Consider the following 15800-nt stretch of genomic DNA (forward strand, 5'->3'; position numbering starts at 1 on the left):
GCAGGCCGACCCCGCCCTCTGACGGACGCGGCCCGCCGGTACCGGCCGATCGCCCTAGTGGCGGCGGTCGGCCTGCAGGTTTCGCCCGTGGTCAGGTCGAGAAGCGGCGGAGGAGGATCTGAAGGCGGAGGGCATGGTGTTCGCGGCGCATGCGGCCGTCGCGCATCAGGGTGAGGAGGCCGTGCAGGCTGCTCCAGAACGTCTCGGTGAGCGCCCCCAGGTCGTCCTCGCCTGCGAGCGGCCGGAGGGTCTCGCGTAGTTCACCGAAGGCCTCCTGGAGGGCCGGCGGCGCCTCGGGGGTCGCGAACGGCAGATCGACGGCCCTGGTGAACATCGCGTCGTACAGGGCGGGCCTGCGTTCGGCGAACTCCATGTAGGCCGCGGCGACGTCCGCGAGGGTCTGGGCGGGATCGGCGGGCGCCGTGCGCGCCGTCCGCAGTTCGGCGGCGAGCTCGCCGCACCCCTCGACCGCGACGGCCGCCATGATGGCGTCCTTGCCCTTGAAGTGGCTGTAGAGGACGGGCTGGCTGTACTCGATCTCGGCGGCGAGGCGGCGCGTGGTCACCGCGTCCCAGCCCTCGCTCTCGGCCAGTTCCCGCGCCGCCGTGATGATCAGCTTCTCGCGGTCCGCTCGCTCGCGCTCCCGGCGCTGCTGGATGGACATGACAGTGACTCTAGCATTGCTAGCGCTTCTGTCATTGGCATGCTAGCGTCGATCCTGTTCCTAGCGTTGCTAGCACTTGGAGATGCTGATGCTCGCCCCTATCGCCTATGGCCTTGCCGTCGTCCTCGCCCTGCTCGTGACCTTCATCGGCGCGCGGTTCCTCATCTCGCCCCGCCCGGCGGCCGCCGGCTACGGCGTCCCCGCCAAGCCGGACGGAGACGCCGCCTACCTGGAGATCAAGGGGCTGCGCGACCTGACCTTCGGGATCCTCGGCCTCGCGTTGATCGCCTTTGCCGACGCGCAGGCCGCGGGCTGGTACATGCTGGTCGTGGCGATCGCGCCGCTCGGCGACACCCTCATCGTGCTGCGGCACGGCGGCACCAAGGCCGTCGCCTTCGGCATCCACTTCGCCACCGCCGTGGCCGTCCTCATCAGCGCGGCCCTGCTCTTCGCGGTCTGACGGCCCGCCCCGGACACGGGCGTGAAACGGCGACGGGCCGGCCGGATCGCTCCGGTCGGCCCGTCCTCGTGGCGGGAGCCGCCGCGCGTCACGAACCCCAGTCGGGTCGCAGCGGCATGTGGCTCGTCCCGTCGTCCTCCAGCTTCACGCCGAGCGTCTGGTGCAGCTCGATCCAGTTCTGGTTGAAGCCCAGCACGCAGCCGGCCATGTAGACGCGCCACACGCGGGCGATGCCTTCGCCGACCTCGGCGACGGCCTCGTCCCAGTGCTCGTCGAGGTTCTCGCACCAGCCGGTGAGCGTGCGCGCGTAGTGCTCGCGCAGGTTCTCCTGGTGCCGGATCTCGAAACCGGCGTCGTTCATCTGCATCTGGACGTAGCCGGGACCCTCCAGCTCACCGTCCGGGAACACGTAGCGGTTGATGAACCCGTTCTCCTTGCGGGACGGGATCGTGTTGTCCGGACGCGTGATGGTGTGGTTCAGCATCCGCCCGCCCTGTCGCAGCTTCCCGTACAGGAAGGAGAAGTAGGACGGCAGGTTCGCCTTGCCGATGTGCTCGGTGAGGCCGATGGAGCTGATCGCGTCGAAGCCGCTCTCGGTCACGTCGCGGTAGTCCATGTGCCGGACCTCCGCGAGCTCGGACAGGCCCCGGTCGGCGATCGCCTTCTGCGCCCACTCCGCCTGCTGCTTGGACAGCGTGACGCCGAGCGCCTTGACGCCGTACTCCTGCGCGGCGTGCATCACCATGCCGCCCCAGCCGCAGCCCACGTCCAGCAGCCGCATCCCCGGCTTCAGCGCGATCTTCTTGGCGACCAGGTCGTGCTTGTTGAACTGCGCCTCCTCCAGCGTCGCGTCCGCATGCGGGTAGCACGCGCACGTGTACGCCATGGAGGGGCCGAGCACCCACTCGTAGAAGGTGTTGGACACGTCGTAGTGGTGGGAGATGGCCCGCGCGTCACGCTTCTTCGAGTGCCGCAGCCACGACGGGATGCGGCTGAAGGGAGCCTCCTGCGGCGGCGGGTCCAGCCGGCGCGAGATCGCCGCGCGCAGCATCGGGTCGCCCAGGACCGCGCCGACGATCCTCGCCTTGTCCCGCGCCGTCACGTCGCCGAGCACCTGCTGCATCGTCGTCAGCGCGGTGATCATGTCGCCGCTCACGTCGATCATGCCGGTGACGTAGGCGCGGGCCAGGCCCAGCGCCCCCGGCGAGTGCAGCAGGTACGACACGGCGTACGGCGAACGCACGTCGAACCTTATGTCGGCGCCGGGCACCCCCGCGCGCGAACCGTCGTACGCCGTGAACTCCACTGGCGCCTCAGCCCCGGCGAGCTGCTCAAAGACCCTGGCCAGCGACATCTTTCTCCTCCTGTCTCTCCGCCCCGGACCGGCCGGCGGTGGTCTCGGCCGGCGGCCGGTCCGCGGCTCCCCCGATGCGGACGCCCGGTCAGCGTCCGCGCACGCACTTGTCGTAGAGGTCCAGCAGCCGCTCGCCGGGGTCGTAGGTCCCCTTGAGCCGCCGATACGTTTCGCCGTCGTAGTACCGCCAGAACTCGTCGCGGCCGTAGAAGGCCGTCGAGTACAGGGACTTGTGTCCGTCGAGCCCCGCGACCTTACGCTCGATGAGCCGGTTGTGGTACTCGGGGATCTGACCTGGCGGGATGCGCACCGTCCCCCAGAAGCCCGCGTTCACGTACGGGCGGCCCACGTCCAGCGGGTACAGCGGCCAGCGCTCCTTCGCACGCAGCGGGCACAGCCAGATGGGGCTCATCCCGACCTTGTCGTGGAAGAACTCCAGGAACTCCGGCAGGCGCTCGACCGGGACCTCGATGTCCTGGATGACGTCCTCGCGCGGGCGCAGGCCGCGCCACCGCTCCGCGCGCGCGACGATGTGGTACCTGCGGTCGTACGCGACGAGCTTGCGGTACACGTCCGAGCGCTTGTACTTGTCGGGCCACAGCCGCCGGACGGTCGCGTTCTGCACGCCGAACGCACCCGAGCACCAGAACCAGTCGGTGTCCCAGCGCCAGATGTAGTCGCGGATCGTCAGGAAGTCGACCGACCGCTGCTGGAACGACCGGTAGTAGATCTGCTGGCCCGTGTAGTCGGAGGTGTAGGGCGCGGACTCCGCGAAGAAGCCGAGCGTGATGTACTGCTCGCGCGCGCCGAAGACCGTCCCGTCCATGAAGTCGACGGGCTCGTCCTCAAACGTCCCGGACTCGGTGATCTCACCCATGACCCGGGCGAGCTCCGCCGCGTCGGTGAACCGCAGGTGCCGCAGCCGCACATAGGGGCTGACGGGACGCAGCTCGATCTTCAGCCGGAGGCTGTAGCCGAGCGTCCCGTAGGAGTTCGGGAAGCCGTAGAACAGGTCCTTGTGCTCGTTGTCACGCGTCGCCGTGACGATCTGCCCGTCCCCGGTGAGGACCTCCAGCTCCAGGACGCCCTCGTGCGGCAGCCCGTCGCGGAACGACGTCGACTCGATGCCGAGCCCGGTCACCGCGCCGCCCAGCGTGATGGTCTTCAGCTGCGGGACGACCGTCGGCATCAGCCCGTGCGGCAGCGTCGCGTCGACCAGGTCCTCGTACGTCGTCATCCCCTGGACCTGCGCGGTGCGCTCGTCCGGGTCGACGCTCAGCACCTTGTCGAACCCGGACACGTCCAGGCCCGGCGCATCCGAGGGGTCGCGCCACCGGAACAGGTTCGAGGTCCGCTTCGCCAGCCGCACCGGCGTGCCCGCCGGGATCGCCGCGTAGGACCTCTTGAGCGCCTCCACCGCCCGCTGGTGATCGCCCTTGATCGCAAGCTCCGTCATCTACCCCTCCCTCACATAGTTAATCGATCATCCCATGCATGGTCCACATAACTCGGACGTTAGGGGAGTCACAGGCAGGGAAGGGAATAAAGCAACTCGCGTATGCATCGACGTCGTTTCATCTCCCCGGGCCACCGGAACCGCGTACATAGCGGCCACGTCATCTGTTCCCCAGAGGCGCACGCCGACAAACCCGAGGGCGTTCATCTCGTCATCGAAACGCCCCCCGAGCACCCGGATCGCGCCCGCCGCGCGGACCCGGCCCGCGCAGGCGTCACCTGGGCCAACAGCGTGGAGGCCCTGCCCTTCAAGGCGGGGAGGAAGCGCTGCACGGTGCCCGCACGGTATTCCGCGAGTTTTGTCGGCGGATGCCGCTAGCTTACTGGTCATGTCCCGCTACCGTCTGCAGCCGACGCCCGCTCAGGAGCAGACGCTGCTGGAGCATTGCGGGCACGCCCGGTTCGTATGGAACCTCGCGGTCGAGCAGCATGCCTGCTGGCGGCCGGGGCGCGGATCGGCGCCGGGGTTCGCCGAACAGTGCCGCCAGCTCACCCAGGCCAGGGCCGAGCATTCTTGGCTGCACGGCGGGTCGGTGACGGTGCAGCAGCAGGCGCTCAAGGACTTCGCACAGGCCATGGCCCACTTCTACGCCGGGACCCACCGCCGTCCGACGTGGCGCAAGGCCGGACGGCATGAGGGGTTCCGGATCGTGGCGGTCAAACCGGGCGATGTGCGGCGCGTCTCGCGCCGGGTGGGGCAGGTCAGGATCCCCAAGGTGGGGTGGGTGCGGTTCCGCTGGTCTCGGCCTGTCCCCGACGCCAAGTCCTACCGCATCACTCGAGATCGGGCGGGCCGCTGGCATGTCGCATTCGCCGCCATCCCCGACCCTATCCCCGCGCCGGGTACGGGTGAGGTGGTGGGAGTGGACCGTGGTGTGGCCGTCAGCGCCGCGCTGTCGACCGGTGATCTGCTGCACGCCCCGGGGTTGCGGGACGGTGAGCGGGCTCGGCTGGCGCGGTTGCTGCGCAGGCTCGCCCGTGCCCGGCCGGGTTCCAGGCGGCGCGCCAGGGTCAAGGCCGCGATCGCCCGGCTGAAGGCACGCGAGACCGACAGGCGCACGGACTGGATCGACAAGACCACCACCGATCTGGCGCGCCGGTTCGACGTGATCGCTGTCGAGGCTCTCAACATAAATGGCATGACGCGGTCGGCGCGGGGCACGGAGGAGGCGCCGGGCCGCAACGTCGCGCAGAAGGCCGGGCTGAACCGGAGGATCCTGGCTGCCGGGTGGGGTGGCCTGGTGCGGCGGCTGGAACACAAGGCGCGAGGACGCGTCACCAAGATCGATCCGCGGTACACCTCGCGGACCTGTAACGCCTGCAAGCATGTCGCCGGGCAGAGCCGTGAGAGCCAAGCGGTCTTTGCGTGTGTGGCCTGCGGGGTTCGGGTCAATGCCGATGTGAACGCGGCCTTGAATATTCGTGATAAGGCCGCAGGGCATGCGGTCACTGCACGGGGAGGCCCACCGTTGGGCGGGCCGGTGAACCGTGAACCCCAACATCACCCGCCCCTCACCGGGTAAGTGCTGTTGAAATCCCCACTTTCAGGATGGGGAGGATGTCAACAGGCGCAGGATCCACGGGTAGCGGAACGTCTGGCCGGTCAGCGCGAAGACGGCCGCGACCGCCGACAGCACCCACGCCACCGCGTACACGATCCCGCCGACGCCGAACGTGACGATCGTGAGCAGCAGCAGCGTCACCTGGAAGTTCACGGCCTCGGCGGCCTGCCGGCGGACGTACTCCGACCGCTTGCCGCTCAGCAGCATCAGCAGGAGCGGGCCGACGAACAGCGTCGGGACGGCGACGGCGTGCGCGGCGGCGGCCAGCATCCGGTCCTCGCCGGTCGGGGCACCGGACCCCTGGACCGCGGCGGTCGGCGCGGGCACCAGGTCCCGGGTGACCGCACCGAGGTCGTTGCGCGTCTTGGCGGTCATCGCCAGCTGGACGCGCATGTCGAACTCGTCCTCGTCGAGCCGTCCCTCGGCGTACGCGCCCTGAAGCCGCTGGATGACCGGTTCCCGCTCGGCGTCCGAGACCCGCAGATCCCCCGCCGCGTAGCTGCTGTCCATGCCCCCAATGCTGCGCGCCGCGCCGCCTCCGGGCCATCAGGGAAGACCCTGAGCGTCCCCTGATTCGCGCTGGAGGTACTCCTCCCCCGGGGTCAGGCGCCCGCCGAACAGCTCCGGCACCGTCACGAACACGTACCCCTTCGCGGCGAGCCGGTCGATGATCTTCGGGACGGCGTGCACCGAGGTCGGATGGATGTCGTGCAGCAGGACGATGTAGCCGGGCTTCACCGACCTCAGCACCCGCTTCTCGACGTACCCCGTGTCGCGGTGCTCCCAGTCGAGGGGGTCGACCGTCCACAGCACCTGCGCCATGCCCAGCTCGCGCGTGATCTTCGTCAGCCGCTTGGACGTGGACCCGTACGGCGGCCGCAGCATGACCGGCGTGACACCGGACGCCCGCCGGATCGCCTCCTGCGTCCGCGTCAGCTCCGACATGATCTTCTTCTTGGACGCCCTGCCGAGATCGGCGTGCGTGTAACTGTGGTCGGCGATCTCGTGCCCCGCCTCGTGCTCGCGCCGGACGAGGTCCGGATACTTCGCGGCGTTCTCGCCGATGAGGAAGAAGGTGGCCCGCACGCGGCGGGCCGCGAGGATGTCCAGCAGCTCCCGGGTGCTCTCGGCGGGCCCGTCGTCGAACGTCAGCGCCACGCACTTCACCCGCGCACAGTCGGGAGGCGGCGGCTTCGGCTTCGGCGTGGGTTTCGGCTTCGGCTTCGGCTTCGCGACCTTGCTCTGCGCGGCGGCGGCGCTCTGCGCGCCGGCGAGGCCCACTCCCCCCGGGCCGGGGGTGAGCGTGCTCAACCACCCGAACACCGATGCCGCGAGCACCGCCGCTGCCCCTTGCCGGACGCGGACGAGGCTCGGCCCGTCCATCAACACCCCCGCCAATGCTCCCCGATGTCGTCCCGCGAGCACGCCGCACCCCGGACGCCGATCACGTTCCGCACCACTTCCGTCACCGAGCGACACGGGAACCGGCCAGCCAGTCTAGGGCTCTGGCCCCCGCGCGGCGGGCATTCCGGCCCTGTGTCGGGAACCAGGGCGCCCCGGATGTCGTTATCGTCGTACATCGCAATCCGAGCCCGGAGCGGTTCCGGGCGGGACCAGACGACGGGGTGAGCGATGAGGTTCCGGGATCGATTCGGGATCCGCAGACATCGCGGGTCGACGGTGACCAAGCTCGACCGGGAGGCGACGGACTCCGACATCGAGGCGCTGATCGCCTTCGCCGAAACCCGCCGCGGCGTCGAGTTCTTCGTCGAGCCGGAGACGTTCGCCACCGACACCACCGCCGTCGCCGTCGCCCACGACGGCGAGTGGACCCGCCGCCGCGTCGGCTCCCCCAAGGTCATCGGCAAGGTCGCCCGCGACCTCGGCCTCCCCATCTACGACGTCCAGGTGGTCGGCTACCCGCCCCGCATGCGCGCCTGGAACGACCGCAACCGCGACCGCCGTATAGACCCCGGCACCCCCGGCCAAGCCGTAGCCCCCTGACCCTGCACGCCAGCCGGAACACCGACGATCCGGACGCCGATGCATTCTCCACCTGGGTCATCGCCACCCGCGATACGAGGCTCGGCCGGGGGCATGGCACCGGCCCGGCCGACCCTACGTTGTCGAACGCGAGCAACGCCGTCGGCCGCCCGGCTGCTGCACGCATGGCCGGTCGAGGACACGTTGGGGGCTGGGTGGGTCAGCTGGCCTTCTGGTCGGGGTGGTCGTTGTAGGCGGCGGCCAGTTGGTCGGGGTTCATTCCTATGCGGAGTTTGGACGGGGGGACCCCCGCGTTGATCACTTGGCGGAGGATGACGGCCATGGAGTAGGCGGGGTCGGCGTCCAGGGCTCGTTCCAGGGCGACGTTGGCCAGGCCGCCGTCGCCTGCGGAGTAGGCGGCGAAGGCCAGCAGTGACGCCGGGGCGGGGACGTGGTCGGGGTGGACGCGGCGGACGATGTCGCGCCAGAAGGCGATGTCGGCGGCGGGAGCCTCCTCGTCTATGCGGATCCATGCCTCGTCGCGTATTCGCAGGTCGGTGAGGAGGAGGCCGAGCCAAGCGACCTCGTCGTCGGTCGGGCGGACGGCGCTGCCGGCATGGAGGAGCAGGGCCAGCACGAAGGCCAGGTCTTCGTCGGCGGTGTTGCCGGGGCGGGCCAGGTAGCGCCGCTCGGCTCTTTCGGTGGCGCGGTGCATGGAGGCGTCGTGCAGTGGTGCGACGGACGTGACGAGTTCGGTTCGGTCGGCCAGGGCGACGTGGCCGGCGAAGGTGGCCTGGGCGGCGACGACGCTGCCGGTGATGTCGTACGGGGTGCCTTCGGGTGGGCAGCAGTCGTCGTCGCAGGTCAGCGACCACCAGCGGCCGTCACCGACGCGGATCGCCTCGACGGCGGGCACGCCGGCGGCGGCCAGGGCCGCGCGCATGGGGGCGACGGCCTCGGCGACCTCGCCCGGTGGCCCGTAGCCGAGGAGGAGCGAGCGGGCGAAGCCGTTGCCGGACAGGAGGGCGGCCACGCGCTCGGCGGCGTCGGACGGTAAGTCGAGCCGGATCGCGCAGATGCCGCGGTTGCGGCCCTCGAAGCCGATCACGACGAGGCTGCGCGACGGGTGGAAGCCCAGCAGGTAGGGGACGGCCGCGATGGCGTCCTGTGCGGTACGGATCACCAGTGGTGTCATGCGTCGACGGTCGCAGCCGGTGCCCGGACGCCGTGGCCGGTCCCGCAACTGTGGATAACTTCGGATCAGGCGGTTCCGGGGCGCGGGTGTCCGTCGCGGGCTGTAGCGTTGGGCGACGTGCCCGCCCCTGATCTGCTGACCGACAGCGATACCAAGATTCCGGACATGGCGACCCTCCTCGCCGCGGCCGTCGCCTCCATCGGGGGTGCCGAGCGCCCTGGTCAGGTGGAGATGGCGCGGGCGGTGGAGAAGGCGATCGACTCCGGTGAGCATGTCGCCGCGCAGGCGGGCACGGGGACCGGCAAGTCGCTCGCGTATCTCGTGCCGGCGATCCGGTACGCGGTCGAGAAGCAGACGACGGTGGTCGTCTCGACCGCGACGATCGCGTTGCAGCGGCAGCTCGTCGACCGGGATCTGCCGCGGCTGGCGGAGTCCCTCGGTCCGGTGCTCGGGACGGAGCTGAAGTTCGCGATCCTGAAGGGGCGCCGCAACTACCTGTGCCTGCACCGGGTGCAGACGGGCGTGCCCGAGGAGGAGGAAGGCGGGCCGAGCCTGTTCGACCCGCAGCAGCTCTCCTCGCTGGGGCGGCAGGTGAAGCGGCTGAACGAGTGGGCCGAGGAGACCAAGACCGGCGACCGTGACGAGCTGGTGCCGGGGGTGGGCGAGCAGGCGTGGCGGCAGGTCGCCGTCACGGCCAAGGAGTGCCTGGGCGCGCAGCGGTGCCCGCAAGGCACCGAATGCTTCGCGGAGCTGGCGCGAGCGGAGGCCGGCGAGGCGCACATCGTGGTCACGAACCATGCGCTGCTGGCCATCGACGCTTTGGAGGAGTTTCAGGTTCTGCCCGAGCACGACGTCGTGATCGTGGACGAGGCGCACGAACTGGTCGACCGGGTGACGTCGGTCGCGACGGGCGACCTGAGCGCGGCCGGTGTGGAGATGGCCGCGCGGCGGTGCGGGCGCCTGATCGAGGAGACCGTCGCCGACAGGTTGAAAGAGGCCGCCGAAGGGCTCGGTCTGCTGCTGGAGGAAATGCCCTCCGGCCGTATGGACGTCCTGTCCCCTGCCCTGGGGAACACTCTTGCGGCCGTACGGGACGCCGCTCACACCTGTGTGACGGCGCTCGGGCCGGAGAAGAAGGATTCCGATCCGGGTGACATGGCAGCGCGTAAGGCGGCGAGGTCCTCGCTGGAGGACCTGCACGAAACCGCCGTGCGAATGCTGGAGGCGTTCCAGCCGGAGATGGCGCAGCGCTTCGACGTGGTGTGGCTGGAGAAGCCGTTCGTCCAGGAGGGGCGTCCGAAACGTCCGCCGGCGCTGCACGTGGCTCCGATCGGGGTCGGCGGCCTGCTGCGGACGACCCTGTTCGAGCAGCGCACCGCGATCCTGACGTCGGCGACACTGACGCTCGGCGGGTCGTTCGAGCCGCTCGCCCGCCAGTGGGGCCTGCCGCCGCTGAACGACGGCGGATCGAGGGACGCGAAGACCGCCGCGGAGGGCCTCGCGCAGACGGCGACGGAGAAGGGCGAGGAGACCGAGGTCGTCTGGTCGGGCCTCGACGTCGGCTCACCGTTCGACCACCCGAAAGCGGGCATTTTGTACGTCGCCCGGCATCTGCCGCAACCCGGGCGGGACGGTCTGGCCGACGCGTACCTGACCGAGATCACCGAGCTGATCGAGGCGGCGGGCGGGCGCACGCTCGGCCTGTTCTCCTCGATGCGTGCCGCGCGCCAGGCCGCCGACGAGCTGAAGGACCACCTGTCCCATCCGCTGCTGTGCCAGGGCGAAGACTCCACGTCCCTGCTGGTCAAACAGTTCGCCGAGGCCGAGCGCACGTGCCTTTTCGGCACCCTGTCGCTCTGGCAGGGCGTGGACGTCCCCGGCCCGTCGCTGCAGCTCGTCATCATGGACCGCATCCCGTTCCCGCGTCCGGACGACCCGGTCTCGTCGGCGCGGTCGCGGGCGGTCGCGGCGCGCGGCGGCAACGGGTTCATGGCGGTCGCGGCCACGCACGCCGCGCTGCTGCTCGCCCAGGGCGCAGGCCGCCTGCTCCGGTCCATGGACGACCGCGGCGTCGTCGCCGTCCTCGATCCGCGGCTCGCGACGGCCCGCTACGGCGGCTTCCTGAAGAACTCGCTCCCGCCGTTCTGGGCCACCACCGACCCGGACGTCGTCCGCGGCGCCCTCCGCCGCCTCGACGCCGCGGCCTCGGAGTCCTGACGAACCGTCAGCGGCGGTAGGTGCTGAGGAACTCGCCGATGCGGCCGACGGCGTCCTCCAGGTCGTCGGCGTACTGGAGAGTGACGACGCGGAAGTGGTCGGTGGCCGGCCAGTTGAACCCGGTCCCCTGGACGACCAGGAGCTTCTGCTGCTCCAGCAGGTCGAGCGCGAAACGCATGTCGTCCTCGACGGGGTACATCTCCGGGTCCAGGCGCGGGAAGACGTACAGGGCGCCGCTCGGCCTGACGCAGCTCACGCCGGGCAGGTCGTTCAGCAGCTTCCAGGCGCGGTCGCGCTGCTCGCCGAGGCGCCCGGTCGGCAGGACGAGGTCGTCGATGCTCTGGTAGCCGCCGAGCGCGGCCTGGATGGCGTGCTGGCCGGGGACGTTCGGGCAGAGCCGCATGTTGGCGAGGATGTCGAGGCCCTCGATGTAGGACTCGGCGTGCTCCTTCGGCCCGGACAGCACGACCCAGCCCGAGCGGAACCCGGCGACGCGGTAGTTCTTGGACAGGCCGCCGAAGGTGAGGCAGAGCAGGTCGGGGGCCAGGGACGCGATCGGGACGTGCTCGGCCTCGTCGTACAGGATCCGGTCGTAGATCTCGTCCGCGAAGATGATCAGATTGCGGCGGCGGGCGACCTCGGTGATGCGGGCCAGCACCTCGCGCGAGTAGACGGCGCCGGTCGGATTGTTCGGGTTGATGATGACGATGGCGCGGGTCCGGTCGCCGATCTTGGACTCGATGTCGTCCAGGCTCGGCTGCCAGCCGTCGTCCTCGTCGCACAGGTAGTGGACGGGCGTGCCGCCGCACAGCGACACCGACGCCGTCCACAGCGGGTAGTCGGGCGCGGGGATGAGCACCTCGTCGCCGTCGTTGAGGAGCGCCTGCAGCGTCATCACGATGAGCTCGGAGACGCCGTTGCCGAGGTAGACGTCCTCGACGTCGATGCCGGGGACGCCGTCGTCCTCGAAGCGCTGCACGACGGCGCGGCGGGCGGTCAGGATGCCCTTGGAGTCGCTGTAGCCGTGCGCGTCCGGCAGGTTGCGGATCATGTCCTGGAGGAGTTCGGGCGGAGCCTCGAACCCGAACGGGGCCGGGTTGCCGATGTGCAGCTTGAGGATGTTGTTCCCCTCGGCCTCCAGCTGCTTGGCGCGCTTGAGGACCGGCCCCCGGATGTCGTAACAGACGTTGGTCAGCTTGCCCGACTGGTTGACCTGCATGGACTCACCATAACCGTGGCCCGCCCGCGACACGCGGGGCGCCCCGTCCCTGGCCGGGCCCGGTCGTCCCGGTCCCCTGGCGGGCGCCAGGGGACCGGAACCGCCGCGTCACGGTGCGGCCATCACGGTGCGGCCATCACGGTGCGGCCATCACGGTGCGGCCATCACGGTGCGGCTATCGCGGACAGGATCGCCAGCCGCGAGGCGCGCCGCGCCGGGCGGATCGCGGCGAGGGCGCCGGCGATCGCGCCGACCACCGCGATGACCGCCATCTGGACGGGTGCGGGCGCGAACGGGTTGCCGAGGGCGCTGCCCAGGCCCCACCCCAGGAACACCCCCAGGCCGAGCCCGCCGCCGGTACCGAACAGTGCGACGATGACCGATTCCCAACGCACCATCGACCGGATCTGCGGGCGCGTCGCGCCGACTGCACGAAGCAGGCCGAGTTCACGGGTCCGCTCATGGACGGCCAGGGACAGCGTGTTGGCGATGCCGAGCAGCGCGATGACGATGGCCAGGATGAGCATCCCGTAGACGACGGTGATGAATCCGGCCATATCCTCGGTCTGGGCGGTGACGAACTCGTCCCGCGACTCGATGTCCGGTGCGCCATAGGGCTTGGCCAGGGTGGTCAGGGCCTGACGGGCGGACGCGACCGACGCGTCGGGCTTCAGCACCACGAACGCTTTTGTGGCCAGGGACTGCCTGGTGTGCGCGTCCCAGACGGTACGCGGAACGAGGTAGTCGCCGGTGATGTCGGTGTTGTTGTAGACGGCCCCCACGGCGAGCTTCTGTGCGGTACCGTCCGCGAACGTCACGCCGACCGCGGTACCGACCCGCCAGCCGTTGTCGTCGGCGACCTTTTTCGAGACGGCGAACGTACCGGCGTCGTTGAGTCCGCCCTGCGTCACGTCCAGGTCGAGGACGCGCCGCAGGCTGGACGGGTCGGCCACTGCCACGGTGGACGGCTCGTCGTCCACCCGCATGCTTCCCGTGCCGATCCCGGCGATGTCGCTGACCTGGGGCAGTTTCGCCGCGTCCTGGACGAGGGCCGTACTGAACCCGCCGGTCTCGTTGCCTCCGGCGTCCACGACGATCGGGCCCTTGAACGAGCCGGCGACGCCGTCCTCCAGGGAGGCGCGCAGCGACCCGATGAACACCGTCATGAGCGTGACGACGCCGACGCCGATCATCAGCGCGGTCGCCGCGCCGGCGGTGCGCCCCGGGTTGCGGGACGCGTTGTCGCGCGCCAGCGTCCCGGAGACCCCGCGCAGCCGCGCCGCGGGCCCGCCGAGCAGCGCCGCGACCGGGCGGGCGGCGACCGGCCCGAGCACGACCATCGCGACCACGGTGACCACCGCGCCCGCGGCCGCCATCGCCATCTGCTCGGTGAGCGCGCCGAACACGACGGTCCCGACCGCGACCGCGGCGAAGACGGCGCCGACGATGACGCGGGTCTCCGACGGGCGGGACGTCTCGGCGGCGACCTCGCGCAGCGCGGCCAGCGGCGGCACCCGCGACGCCTTCAGCGCGGGGCCGAGCGCCGCGACGAAGGTGACCAGCAGCCCGACCGGCACCGCGATCATGAAGGTGGTGCCGGCGACGGTGAGGCCCTCCATCGCGATCCCGATCCGGAACCGCGTGAACAGCTGCCGGAGCAGGGCGGCGAACCCGTATCCGCCGGCGAGCCCGGCCAGCGTGGCGGCGGCGCCGATCACCAGGGCCTCGAACCCGACGATCGCGACGACCTGCCAGCGTCCGGCGCCGAGCGCGCGCAGCAGCGCCGACTCGCGGGTCCGCTGCGCCATCGTGATCGCGAACGTGTTGTGGATGCTGAAGGCGGCGACGAGCAGCGCCACCCCGCCGAACGCGGCCAGCACGGTCCGGAAGATCCGCAGGAAGCCGGTCTCGACGAGGCTCATGCCCTCCTCGACCTGCGCCTTGTTCGAGATGGCCTCGACCCCGGCCGGGAGGACGTCCCGCACGCGGGACGCCAGTTCGGCCTGGCCGACGCCGTCCGCGCGGATGGCGACGCCGCTGATGCGGTCGGAGCCCTTCGCGACGTGCTCGCGGGCTCCTTCGAGAGAGAACGCCGTGAACGACGTCTCGCCGAACGCCTCCTCATCGCCGAACATGCTGATCCCGACGACGGTCACCGGGACCTTCTCCGGCGTGAGCACGGCCGTCCGGTCGCCGATCTTCAGATGGCCCTCGTCGGCGAACATCTTGTTGATGACGACCTCGTCCGGTGCGCGCGGGGCGTGTCCCTCGGCGAGCCGGTACGGGTTGAGCTTCGGGTCGGTCTTCCAGTTGCCGGCCGTGCGGGGGCCGCGCGACTGGATGATCGCCCCGTCCTTGCCGAGCAGCTGGCCCGACCCCTCGATGGTCGGTTCCGCGTTGGCGACGCCCTTCACCTGCCGCACCTTGCCCAGGACGGACGCGTCGATCTGCCCGCGCGCGCCCCACGGCTCGTCGCTCACCTTGGTCGCGTTCCGGACGGTCACGTCCGTCTTGCCGTACGCGCTGGAGAAGTACCCGTCGATGCTCGCCGCGAGCGTGTCGCCGAGGACGAGCGTCCCGGTCAGGAACGTCACGCCGAGGAAGACCGCCACCAGGGAGCCGGCCATGCGGCGCTTGCGTCCCCACAGTTCCTTGAAGACGAGCCCGATCATCGGTGGTCCCCCAGCCCGCGCATCCGGTCCAGCACCTGGTCGGATGTGGGCGCGTCCATGACGTCGACGACCCGTCCGTCGGCGAGGAACACCACCGCGTCGGCGTGCCCTGCGGCGACGGGGTCGTGGGTGACCATCGCGACGGTCTGGCCGAGGTCGTCCACGGCGTTGCGGAGGAGCGCCAGTACCTCGGCGCCCGTACGCGAGTCGAGGTTGCCGGTCGGCTCGTCCGCGAACACGATCTGCGGGCGGGTGACGAGAGCGCGCGCCAGCGCCACCCTCTGCTGCTGCCCGCCCGACATCTCGGACGGACGGTGCGACAGCCGGTCCCCCAGCCTCAGGACGCGGACGACGGTGTCCAGCCACTCCTGGTCCGGGGCGGTCCCGGCCAGCGTCAGCGGCAGGACGATGTTGTCGCGTGCCGTGAGCGTGGGGAGCAGGTTGAACGCCTGGAACACGAACCCGATCCGCTCCCGCCTGAGCCGGGTCAGGCGGCGGTCCGACAGCGCCCCGAGCTCCTGGTCGCCGACGTAGACCTTGCCGGACGTCGCGTCCTCCAGTCCCGCCACGCAGTGCATCAGCGTGGACTTGCCGGCGCCGGACGGGCCCATGATCGCGGTGAACCGGCCGGCCGGGAACTCGACGCTGACGTCGTCGAGCGCGCGCACCGCCATGTCACCGGACCCGTACACCTTGCCGAGGCCCACCGTGCGGGCGCCGCCCTGGACGGCGCCTTCGTCGATCGTTCGCCTTGCTTCCGCTGCGTTTCCCATGCCCGGGATCGTCGCCTCGCGGCTCGGGCCGCGTCGTCGGGCCAGGAGAGGCACTCGCCCTGCTCCCGCTGCGGCAGCACGGCCCGCCCGCCTACCTCCGCCGCGGTACGCAAGATCAATAAGACCGGGCGTCCAATTGTGACCCGGGCAACATACAAGCAGGCTTGCTTGCATGTATCCGCGCTC

13 protein-coding genes are annotated in these 15800 nt (G+C 70.7%); 4 read left to right on the forward strand and 9 right to left on the reverse strand.

Annotation, left to right across the window (positions count from 1 at the left end):
• Window positions 1-91: 91 nt before the first annotated feature.
• Complete coding sequence (locus tag E1293_RS21120; RefSeq protein ID WP_132199171.1) at window positions 92-664, reverse strand: TetR/AcrR family transcriptional regulator; 573 nt, start codon at window positions 662-664, stop codon at window positions 92-94.
• A gap of 88 nt (window positions 665-752) precedes the next feature.
• Here E1293_RS21120 and E1293_RS21125 point away from each other — a divergent pair, with 88 nt between their 5' ends.
• Complete coding sequence (locus E1293_RS21125; RefSeq protein WP_132199172.1) at window positions 753-1124, forward strand: DUF4267 domain-containing protein; 372 nt, start codon at window positions 753-755, stop codon at window positions 1122-1124.
• A gap of 88 nt (window positions 1125-1212) precedes the next feature.
• On the opposite strand, the gene E1293_RS21130 is transcribed toward E1293_RS21125, so the two are convergent.
• Together E1293_RS21130 and E1293_RS21135 are read right to left on the reverse strand one after the other, a co-directional pair.
• On the reverse strand, window positions 1213-2478 hold the full coding sequence (locus tag E1293_RS21130) for a class I SAM-dependent methyltransferase (RefSeq protein WP_132199173.1): 1266 nt from the start codon (window positions 2476-2478) through the stop codon (window positions 1213-1215).
• A gap of 88 nt (window positions 2479-2566) precedes the next feature.
• On the reverse strand, window positions 2567-3934 hold the full coding sequence (locus tag E1293_RS21135) for an FAD-binding oxidoreductase (RefSeq protein WP_132199174.1): 1368 nt from the start codon (window positions 3932-3934) through the stop codon (window positions 2567-2569).
• Window positions 3935-4322: 388 nt separating this feature from the next.
• Between E1293_RS21135 and E1293_RS21140 the strand changes: the two genes are divergently transcribed.
• Window positions 4323-5516, forward strand: coding sequence for an RNA-guided endonuclease InsQ/TnpB family protein (locus E1293_RS21140; protein WP_132199175.1), 1194 nt, complete (start codon window positions 4323-4325; stop codon window positions 5514-5516).
• Window positions 5517-5537: 21 nt separating this feature from the next.
• Here the strand turns inward: E1293_RS21140 and E1293_RS21145 are convergent, their stop codons facing one another.
• Both E1293_RS21145 and E1293_RS21150 read right to left on the reverse strand, forming a co-directional pair.
• Window positions 5538-6065 carry a DUF1707 and DUF4870 domain-containing protein gene (locus E1293_RS21145; protein WP_132199176.1) on the reverse strand — a complete coding sequence of 176 codons (528 nt, stop codon included), beginning with the start codon at window positions 6063-6065 and terminating at the stop codon, window positions 5538-5540.
• Window positions 6066-6101: 36 nt separating this feature from the next.
• Window positions 6102-6938, reverse strand: a complete 837-nt coding sequence (locus tag E1293_RS21150) for a polysaccharide deacetylase family protein (RefSeq protein WP_132199177.1) — start codon at window positions 6936-6938, stop codon at window positions 6102-6104.
• Between the two features lie 249 nt (window positions 6939-7187).
• On the opposite strand from E1293_RS21150, the gene E1293_RS21155 reads away from it, so the two are divergent.
• Complete coding sequence (locus E1293_RS21155) at window positions 7188-7559, forward strand: hypothetical protein (RefSeq protein ID WP_132199178.1); 372 nt, start codon at window positions 7188-7190, stop codon at window positions 7557-7559.
• Between the two features lie 199 nt (window positions 7560-7758).
• On the opposite strand, the gene E1293_RS21160 is transcribed toward E1293_RS21155, so the two are convergent.
• Window positions 7759-8733 (reverse strand): DUF4192 domain-containing protein, encoded by a 975-nt coding sequence (locus E1293_RS21160; protein ID WP_132199179.1) that lies wholly within the window; start codon window positions 8731-8733, stop codon window positions 7759-7761.
• Between the two features lie 165 nt (window positions 8734-8898).
• Here E1293_RS21160 and E1293_RS21165 point away from each other — a divergent pair, with 165 nt between their 5' ends.
• Window positions 8899-10950 carry an ATP-dependent DNA helicase gene (locus E1293_RS21165; protein ID WP_207938993.1) on the forward strand — a complete coding sequence of 684 codons (2052 nt, stop codon included), beginning with the start codon at window positions 8899-8901 and terminating at the stop codon, window positions 10948-10950.
• Between the two features lie 7 nt (window positions 10951-10957).
• On the opposite strand, the gene E1293_RS21170 is transcribed toward E1293_RS21165, so the two are convergent.
• The 3 genes from E1293_RS21170 to E1293_RS21180 form a co-directional block, all read right to left on the reverse strand.
• Complete coding sequence (locus E1293_RS21170) at window positions 10958-12169, reverse strand: pyridoxal phosphate-dependent aminotransferase (RefSeq protein WP_132199180.1); 1212 nt, start codon at window positions 12167-12169, stop codon at window positions 10958-10960.
• 164 nt (window positions 12170-12333) lie between these two features.
• Window positions 12334-14841: an ABC transporter permease gene (locus tag E1293_RS21175; RefSeq protein WP_132199181.1), complete on the reverse strand. Its 2508-nt coding sequence runs from the start codon at window positions 14839-14841 to the stop codon at window positions 12334-12336.
• Window positions 14838-15614: an ABC transporter ATP-binding protein gene (locus E1293_RS21180; protein WP_132199182.1), complete on the reverse strand. Its 777-nt coding sequence runs from the start codon at window positions 15612-15614 to the stop codon at window positions 14838-14840. Before E1293_RS21180 ends, E1293_RS21175 begins: the two co-directional genes overlap by 4 nt.
• Between the last annotated feature and the right edge of the window lie 186 nt (window positions 15615-15800).

The sequence above is a fragment of the Actinomadura darangshiensis genome, from assembly GCF_004349235.1.
Taxonomy (GTDB): Bacteria; Actinomycetota; Actinomycetes; order Streptosporangiales; family Streptosporangiaceae; genus Spirillospora; species Spirillospora darangshiensis.

Bases quoted from the DNA above. Each gene is read 5' to 3' on its own strand.
- E1293_RS21120 (WP_132199171.1), bottom strand. From the start codon at position 664: ATGTCCATCCAGCAGCGCCGGGAGCGCGAGCGAGCGGACCGCGAGAAG.
- E1293_RS21170 (WP_132199180.1), bottom strand. From the start codon at position 12,169: ATGCAGGTCAACCAGTCGGGCAAGCTGACCAACGTCTGTTACGACATC.
- E1293_RS21180 (WP_132199182.1), bottom strand. From the start codon at position 15,614: ATGGGAAACGCAGCGGAAGCAAGGCGAACGATCGACGAAGGCGCCGTC.
- E1293_RS21155 (WP_132199178.1), top strand. From the start codon at position 7,188: ATGAGGTTCCGGGATCGATTCGGGATCCGCAGACATCGCGGGTCGACG.
- E1293_RS21150 (WP_132199177.1), bottom strand. From the start codon at position 6,938: ATGGACGGGCCGAGCCTCGTCCGCGTCCGGCAAGGGGCAGCGGCGGTG.
- E1293_RS21145 (WP_132199176.1), bottom strand. From the start codon at position 6,065: ATGGACAGCAGCTACGCGGCGGGGGATCTGCGGGTCTCGGACGCCGAG.
- E1293_RS21165 (WP_207938993.1), top strand. From the start codon at position 8,899: ATGGCGACCCTCCTCGCCGCGGCCGTCGCCTCCATCGGGGGTGCCGAG.
- E1293_RS21130 (WP_132199173.1), bottom strand. From the start codon at position 2,478: ATGTCGCTGGCCAGGGTCTTTGAGCAGCTCGCCGGGGCTGAGGCGCCA.
- E1293_RS21135 (WP_132199174.1), bottom strand. From the start codon at position 3,934: ATGACGGAGCTTGCGATCAAGGGCGATCACCAGCGGGCGGTGGAGGCG.
- E1293_RS21125 (WP_132199172.1), top strand. From the start codon at position 753: ATGCTCGCCCCTATCGCCTATGGCCTTGCCGTCGTCCTCGCCCTGCTC.
- E1293_RS21140 (WP_132199175.1), top strand. From the start codon at position 4,323: ATGTCCCGCTACCGTCTGCAGCCGACGCCCGCTCAGGAGCAGACGCTG.
- E1293_RS21160 (WP_132199179.1), bottom strand. From the start codon at position 8,733: ATGACACCACTGGTGATCCGTACCGCACAGGACGCCATCGCGGCCGTC.
- E1293_RS21175 (WP_132199181.1), bottom strand. From the start codon at position 14,841: ATGATCGGGCTCGTCTTCAAGGAACTGTGGGGACGCAAGCGCCGCATG.